The 6348-nt window shown below is 74.2% G+C and carries 4 protein-coding genes; 2 read left to right on the top strand and 2 right to left on the bottom strand.

Annotated features, from left to right (window positions below):
• Positions 1-121: 121 nt before the first annotated feature.
• Positions 122-1825, bottom strand: a complete 1704-nt coding sequence (locus G5C65_RS29035; protein ID WP_165302016.1) for a glycosyltransferase — start codon at positions 1823-1825, stop codon at positions 122-124.
• An 83-nt stretch (positions 1826-1908) separates the two neighbouring features.
• Positions 1909-4236, bottom strand: a complete 2328-nt coding sequence (locus G5C65_RS29030) for a glycosyltransferase family 4 protein (RefSeq protein WP_165302015.1) — start codon at positions 4234-4236, stop codon at positions 1909-1911.
• Positions 4237-4512: 276 nt separating this feature from the next.
• Here G5C65_RS29030 and G5C65_RS29025 point away from each other — a divergent pair, with 276 nt between their 5' ends.
• Both G5C65_RS29025 and G5C65_RS29020 read left to right on the top strand, forming a co-directional pair.
• Positions 4513-5718, top strand: a complete 1206-nt coding sequence (locus G5C65_RS29025) for an acyltransferase family protein (protein WP_165302014.1) — start codon at positions 4513-4515, stop codon at positions 5716-5718.
• A gap of 122 nt (positions 5719-5840) precedes the next feature.
• Positions 5841-6348: acyltransferase (locus G5C65_RS29020; RefSeq protein ID WP_165302013.1), on the top strand; the 508-nt coding region annotated here is incomplete at its 3' end.

Genomic DNA, 6348 nt, shown 5'->3' with positions numbered 1-6348 from the left:
GCTCCTGGCCCTCAACACGGCGATCTGGCACAACTGGGCCTGCGGAGCCGACAGGAAACGCTCGCTGATCCACTACGACCACACGGCCCCGCTGGCCAGCACGTAAAAGCACATCAACCATCTAGGCGTCCACGGCGCCCTTCACCGCCGGGCCGTCGGAGCGGTCGGCCGCGTTCGCGTCTATCGCCTCCGTCGCCGCCGCGGCGTCCTCCAGACCGTTCTCCGGGCCGTCTTCCACGCCGTTCACCGACAGCCCCCGCAGCCGGGGCGCCGCCAGCCAGCCGCAGCTGTTCGCCTGCACTTTGAGGTGCCAGACGCCGGGTGCGAGCGGTGCGCCCTGGTCGGCGGTCGCGGGGTCGACGGTGAACTCCGTCTCGTACCGCAGCGCGCAGCGCTCCTCCGGGTGTGCGGGGGCGTGCGCGCCGCGCAGCCGCCGTGTCAGCCGGGCCAGGGGGCCGCGCGGGGCCGGGACCCGGGCGGATGCCGTCGCTCCGGCGTCCGCGGCCGGTGTGCCGAGCGGCACTGCGGTGAAGTGGTGGCTGCTGCGCACGCCCAGCACCGTGCCGCCCTCCTTGTGGTGGACCAGCCCGCGCGCCTTGCCGTCCTCCGCCTCCCCGGTGAAGTCCGCCGCCCCGGCGACGCCGGGTACGGCCATGACGCCGGCGGGCAGCTCCCAGCGGTAGCGCCCGTCACGCCGGGTGAACACCACCGGCTTCGCGGGGGCGCCCGCGAAGGCGGAGTGCACCAGTTGCGCCCGGCAGCGGACGGTCAGCCGTCCGTCGTGCCACTCGGTGGACGTCACCTCGTGCTCGTAGGAGATGCCCGCCTCGAACACCGCGAAGTCCTCCCAGGCGTCCCGGTCGCCGTGCCGGGCGAGCGCCGAGACGACGCGCAGCCGTGCGGGCAGGTAGGAGTCCGCCTCCTGCGGGAGGTCCGAGGCCAGCGCGCTGACCGCGTCGAACCAGGCGTAGCGGTGCTCGGCGGGCTGGATGAGCAGTCCCCGGCCGGTGAGCCGCCGCAGCCCCTTGTAGCCGTACCAGTTGGCCAGCAGACGGTTGCGCAGCGGGCCGTGCGGTATGCCGCTCTCCGGCTCGTCCAGCACGGCGAGCACCCTGCGGATGCTGTCGACGTAGGGGCCGGGGTCGATGCGCTGGTAGCTGATGTTGTGCTGGCCGTTGCGGTGCCGGACCCAGTGGTACGTCGTGTAGTCGTGCACCGTCGCCACGCGGTCGGTGCGGAGGTAGGCGCGCAGCATGAAGATGTGGTCCTCCAGGCGCACCTTCCCCTCGGGGAAGCGCAGTTCCTGCTCCGCCAGGAACGCGCGGCGGAACAGCTTGTGCACGGTCATCGAACCGAGCAGCACATGGTGCTCGCGCAGGTTCGCCCGCGCCAGCGGCTTGTTGAACACGGCGCGGGGCGCCCCGCGGCCGTGTCCCGCCATCCGTCCGATCACGATATCGGCGTCCGTGTCGCGCGCCCGTGCGTACAGCCGCTCCAGCGCCTCGGGGGCCAGCCAGTCGTCGTCGTCGACGTAGTGCACATAGGCGCCCCGTGCCGCCTCGGTGCCGATGTTGCGCGGGCGTCCGGGCCAGCCGGAGTTCTCTATCCGTATGAGGCGCGCGTTCGGCTCGCCGGCCAGCTCGCGCTCCAGGATGGCGGCGGTGTCGTCGGTGGAGCCGTCGTCCACGTAGATGACTTCGAAGTCCTCGCGGGGCATGGTCTGTTCCCGCAGTGCGCGCAGCCCGGTCAGCACGGTCGGCCCGGTGTTGTATGTGGGGATGACGACGCTGACTTTGAACCGGTCCGCTTCCGTATTCCAGGTCACGCTGTCCTTCTTGTCGACTTGTTCGCCAGTGCGGCTGTGGGCGGGCTTCGTGGTCGAGTGCGGCCGGGCGGCACGCGTGCCGCTCACGCGGCCTCCAGCGGCGAACCGGCCGCTGTACGGGTCTGCCGGGAGTGCCGGGCGGGCGCCGTTCCGTGGGACGAGGGCCCGTGTTCCCGGGCGCCGGGGCGCACCGCCTTGCCCGCCGTCTCGTCGCCGAGCGGCTGGAGGTTCACGGCCAGTCCGTTGTCCAGCGTGAACCGCAGCCGTACGCCGGTCTCGCTGTCGCCCAGCCGCACCGCGGGGTGCACGTCGGTCTTCTTCCGGTCCGCGAGGTCGCCCAGCAGCCGCGCCATCCGCACCTGCGGCCGGTCGGGGCCCGGCTGCACCCACAGGTCCCACACCGGGTCGCTGTCGCCGGAGCCGAGCGCCGCCGGCAGGTCGTAGGGGAGCTGGAAGGTGAGCGTTCCCTCGGTGTCCTGCCCGGCGTCCTGCGCGGCGTCCGCAGGGAGCGTGAAGTTGTGCGCCGGATCGGTCCGCGAGACGCCGGCCAGTACGGGTGCCTCCGGCGACCGGGCCGCCTGTCCGTACAGCACGGCGCGGAGCGTGTAGCCACGCTCCTGCAGGCCGATGGAGGTGACTTCGGCGTGGCTCGCGCGGCGCCAGGCGCGGAGCGCCAGATAGCCGTCGGAGGTCGTGTACGGCACCCAGGGGTTGAGCAGACCCTCGGCATCGGACGGGGGCGGCGGGCCGAGGGTGAGCAGCCGCGCCGTCTCGACCTGGGCGGCGCGGACGCGTCGGCGCTTGCCGTCGGCCACGCGCTCGACGTAGGTGTCCCAGCGGGCCTCGGCGAGGCTGTGCGCGCTCCGGTCGAGCCGGGCCTCGACCCAGCCGTCCACGGCCTGCTCGCGGGGCGGCAGAGGGACGCGTACGGGCGTCACGTGCGTGTTCCGCCGGGCGCGCAGCAGCAGCGCGGCGTCGCCCTCCGGCAGTCCGCTCACGGGCACCCGGAAGGTCACCGAGCCGTCCGGTGCGACGCGGGCGCGCACCGCGGCCGCCGGCAGCGGGCTGCCCTGGCCGCGCAGCAGGTGCACGACGGGGCGCAGCACGGAGACGGCGACCCGGCGCGGGGTGAGCGGACGGCGCGGGGTGTGGACGGCGCCGCGTGCGCGCCCCGCGCCGCGGGCGGCGGGCCGGGCGGCCGGCTCCGGCCGCACCGCCGGGGCGGCGGCGGGTGCCGGGCGCTCCTCGCGTACCCCCTCGATCAGCGCCTCGTACTCGGCGGCGATGCGGTCGGGCGCGTACCGGGCGGCCTTGTGCCGGGCCGCCTCCGCCATCCGGCGCCGCAGCCCGGGGTCCTCGATGAGCCGCAGCATGGCGTCGGCGAGAGCCCGGACGGCCCGCTGCTCGTCACCGAGCGGGGTGAGCAGTCCGTCGCGCCCGTCGGCGATGATCTCCCCGGGGCCGTACGGCGCGTCCGTGCTGATCACCGGCACGCCGCAGTGCATGGCCTCGACCAGGGTCATGCCGAACGACTCGGCGTCCGAGGTGACGGCGGCGATGGAGCCCTTCGCCCACTCGGTCTCCAGCGGGGAGTGGGCGCCCATCAGGGAGACGTGGTCGGACAGTCCGAGACGGTTGACGAGGTTCCGCAGGGACGCCTGCTGCCGGCCCCTGCCGTAGAGGCGCAGCTTCCAGTCCGAGCGCTCCGCTGCGACCAGTTCGAAGGCGCGTATCAGGCGGTCGTAGCGCTTGACCTTGATGAGCCGGCCCGCCGCGACGACGACCTTGGCCTCGCCCTGGGACGGCTCGACCTCGGGGGCGGGGACGGCGTTGGGGATGCACACGATCCGGGTGCCGCCCTCCAGGGCCTCCGGGAGCGCGTTGCGGTAGTCGACGGCGTCGGCGTAGGAGACGGTGACGAAGGCGTCGAGGCCGGGTATCGCGGCGTTCTGATGGGTGCGTATGTGGTCCCGGTGCATCGCCTGGGTGAGGTGCTCCTGGCCGATGCGCACATAGCGGTCGCTGCCGTAGGCGGCCAGATAGTCGTTGATCTTGGGCCGGGTGCCGATGACGGCGTCGGCGTCGGTCGACTCCAGGAACTCCGCGATCCGCACGTCGCCCAGACGGGTGGCGATGCCGCGGACGAAGTGGTCGGGTCCCTCGGTGAAGCGTTCGCTCAGCCGGTGGTACAGCCGGTGGTCGCCGTCGTACGCCGGCGAGGAGCGCCGCAGGTCGAGCAGCGGGGTCAGGGTGATCCTCGGGTCGAAGGGCAGCGAGGGGCGCTCCACGGTCCTGCGGACACTGACCACCTCCACGTCGTGCCGCTCCGCGAGGGCCCGCGAGAGGTTCACCGTCGACCTGATCGTCCCGCCGATCCCGTAGGCGTTGTCCAACAGGAAGACGATCTTCATCGGGGCTCCGCTTCTCTCAGCCGTTCGTTGGTTTGCGACCCGGGCCGGAGCGCTGCTGCCGGGCCAAGGTGATGTCCGTGTTGCGCCATTATTCCTGTGGCGTATGAGAGGCGCGATATGGGGGTGTGCTAAGGGCGTCGATGGATCTGTCCCCCATTCGGGCCTGCGGCGGCATGCCGCGCCCGGGATGGCGGCCCGCCGCGCTTACTGTCTGATCATTAGCCGACGCCGCGTCCGCACGGAGCACGACGTGAACGAGTGAGCGAGGACGGCGTGATGCACAGACAGCACCTCGGCCAGGACCTCGGCGCGCCCCCGCGGCTCCCCGCCGGGCCGGGCCGGCAGGAGGGCCGGCCGCCGACCGTGCCGCCGCCCGGGGCCGCACCCGGAGGCGCCCCCGGGGCCGAGCCCGGGGGCGAGCCCGCCCGGCCCCGGCGCCTGGGCGCCCGCGCGCGCTTCCGGCGGTTCGCCGGGGCCTCCGCGGCCGGAGGGCGGGACCCCTTCCTGGACAACACCCGCTTCCTGCTCGTGCTCCTGGTCGTGCTGGGCCACAACTGGAGCCCCGTTGTCGACGGCATGCGGGGCGTCCAGACGGTGTACCTCCTGGTGTACGCCTTCCACCTGCCCGCGCTCGTGCTGCTGTGCGGCTACTTCTCGCGGGGCTTCACGGGGCGGCCCGAGCAGGTGCGCAAGCTGCTCGCCGGGGTGCTCGTGCCGTACCTGGTCTTCGAGGCCGCCTACGCCGGGGTCCACACCCTCTTCTGGGACCGCCCCTTCGCGTTCACCCCTGCCGCGCCGGGCTACCTGTGCTGGTTCCTGGCGGCGCTGTTCGTCTGGCGGCTGACGGCGCCCCTGTGGCGCGCGGTGCGCTGGCCGGTGGCCGTCGCCGCCCTCGTCTCGGTGGGCGCCGGGCTCACCGACCTGGACGGCCAGCCGGCGCTGGCGCGGCTGGTGATGCTGCTCCCCTGGTTCGTGCTCGGCCTGCGGCTGCGGCAGGAGCATCTGAGGCCGCTGCGCAACCGGGCGGCCCGCCGCTGGGCGCTGCCGGTGATGTCCCTCGCGGCCGTCGCGGCGTACTGGGCGGCTCCGCGGGTGGACCGGGACTGGCTGCTGATGGAGCACGGCAGCGCGCAGCTGGGTGTCTCACCGGCCGTCTACGTGGTGGCGCGTCTCGGGCTCTTCGCGGTCAGCGCCGTACTGGCCGCGGCCTTTCTCGCCCTGGTGCCCTCCGGCCGGGCGGGGTTCACGGCGCTCGGGGCGTGCACCCTGTATCCCTTTCTGCTGCACGGACTGCTGGTCAGAGCGGCGGAAGGGCTGGGTGCGTACGGTGCGGTGCACGCCGGCGGCCTCATGGCCGTCGCCGCCACGACCCTGCTCGCCGGGGCGGTCGCCGTACTGCTGGGCGCCGCGCCCGTACGGCGCGTGCTGCGGCCCCTCGTCGAGCCCCGCTTCCCCCGGTGGCTCACCCCGCGGGAACGCTGACGGCGCCGTCACCCGTACGGACCTCCGTGAGACCGCCGCACGGCGTGCCCCGACGGCCGCGCGCCCGGCGCCCCCCATCCTCGGCGACGACAGCGCACGCCGCACCCAGGGAGGGACCGCACATGACCGTGACCGAGGAGACGCACGGGCCCGGCTACCGCGCGATGCCGGGCTCCCAGGTGGCCCAGGACGCCCAGGTCGGCGCCGGGACCACCGTCTGGGAGCTGGCCCAGATCCGCGAGCGGGCCCGGCTGGGCGAGGACTGCGTCATCGGGCGCGGCGCGTACATCGGTCCGGGCGTCCGGGTCGGCAGCCGCACCAAGCTGCAGAACCACGCCCTGGTCTACGAGCCGGCCCGGCTCGGCGACGGCGTCTTCGTCGGGCCTGCCGTCGTCCTCACCAACGACCGCAACCCGCGCTCCGTCAGCGGCGACGGCACCCTCAAGCGCCCCGGCGACTGGGAGCCCGTCGGTGTGGCCGTCGCCGAGGGCGCCTCGCTCGGCGCGCGCTCGGTGTGTGTGGCGCCGGTGCGGGTGGGCCGCTGGGCGATGGTCGCCGCCGGCGCGGTGGTGACCAGCGACGTGCCGGACTTCGCGCTCGTCGCCGGGGTGCCCGCGCGCCGAATCGGCT

It is taken from the genome of Streptomyces boncukensis, assembly GCF_011045075.1.
In the GTDB taxonomy this organism is placed as follows: Bacteria; Actinomycetota; Actinomycetes; order Streptomycetales; family Streptomycetaceae; genus Streptomyces; species Streptomyces boncukensis.
This window is presented reverse-complemented; position numbering and strand designations above follow the sequence as displayed.

Bases quoted from the DNA above. Each gene is read 5' to 3' on its own strand.
- G5C65_RS29025 (WP_165302014.1), top strand. From the start codon at position 4,513: ATGCACAGACAGCACCTCGGCCAGGACCTCGGCGCGCCCCCGCGGCTC.
- G5C65_RS29030 (WP_165302015.1), bottom strand. From the start codon at position 4,236: ATGAAGATCGTCTTCCTGTTGGACAACGCCTACGGGATCGGCGGGACG.